The sequence below is a fragment of the Corallococcus sp. AB018 genome (assembly GCF_003986945.1).
Lineage (GTDB): Bacteria > Myxococcota > Myxococcia > Myxococcales > Myxococcaceae > Corallococcus > Corallococcus exiguus.
This window is the reverse complement of record NZ_RAWR01000453.1, coordinates 1-1,135: the sequence shown is the minus strand read 5'-3', so window position 1 is coordinate 1,135 and position 1,135 is coordinate 1. Positions and strand designations below refer to the sequence as shown.

Genomic DNA, 1,135 nt, shown 5'->3' with positions numbered 1-1,135 from the left:
TCATGTCCAAGGAAAAGTTCGATCGCAGCCTGCCCCACGTGAACATCGGAACGATTGGGCACGTGGACCACGGCAAGACGTCGCTGACGGCGGCCATCACGAAGGTGCTGGCCAAGACGGGCGGCGCCACGTTCCTGGCGTACGACCAGATTGACAAGGCGCCGGAAGAGCGCGAGCGCGGCATCACCATCTCCACGGCGCACGTGGAGTACAAGACGAAGAACCGTCACTACGCGCACGTCGACTGTCCGGGACACGCCGACTACGTGAAGAACATGATCACGGGCGCGGCGCAGATGGACGGCGCCATCCTGGTGGTGTCGGCGGCGGACGGCCCGATGCCCCAGACGCGCGAGCACATCCTGCTGGCCCGTCAGGTGGGCGTGCCCTACATCGTGGTCTTCCTGAACAAGGTGGACCTGCTGGACGACCCCGAGCTGCGCGAGCTCGTGGAGATGGAAGTCCGCGACCTGCTGAAGAAGTACGAGTTCCCTGGCGACAGCATCCCCATCATCCCCGGCTCCGCGGTGAAGGCGCTGGAGGGTGACACCAGCGACATCGGCGAGCCGGCCATCCTGAAGCTGATGGAGGCGGTGGATGCGTACATCCCGACGCCGCAGCGCGCGACGGACAAGCCCTTCCTGATGCCGGTGGAAGACGTGTTCTCCATCGCCGGCCGCGGTACGGTGGCGACGGGCCGCGTGGAGCGCGGAATCATCAAGGTGGGCGAGGAAGTCGAAGTCGTCGGCCTGCGCGCGACGCAGAAGACGGTGGTGACGGGCGTGGAGATGTTCCGCAAGCTGCTGGACGAGGGCCGGGCGGGCGACAACATCGGTGCGCTGGTCCGTGGCCTCAAGCGCGAGGACATGGAGCGCGGCCAGGTGCTGGCGAAGCCGGGCAGCATCACGCCGCACACGAAGTTCAAGGCGCAGATTTACGTGCTGTCGAAGGAAGAGGGCGGTCGCCACACCCCGTTCTTCAAGGGGTACCGTCCGCAGTTCTACTTCCGCACCACGGACGTGACGGGCACGGTGAAGCTGCCGGACAACGTCGAGATGGTCATGCCGGGCGACAACATCGCCATCGAGGTGGAGCTCATCACCCCGGTCGCGATGGAGAAGGAGCTCCGGTTCGC

General features: G+C 65.7%; 1 protein-coding gene. It reads left to right on the top strand.

The features are described from left to right. Nucleotides 1-2: 2 nt before the first annotated feature. The coding region (gene tuf, locus D7Y11_RS42650) for an elongation factor Tu (RefSeq protein ID WP_120581740.1) at nucleotides 3-1,135 on the top strand (1,133 nt) is incomplete at its 3' end.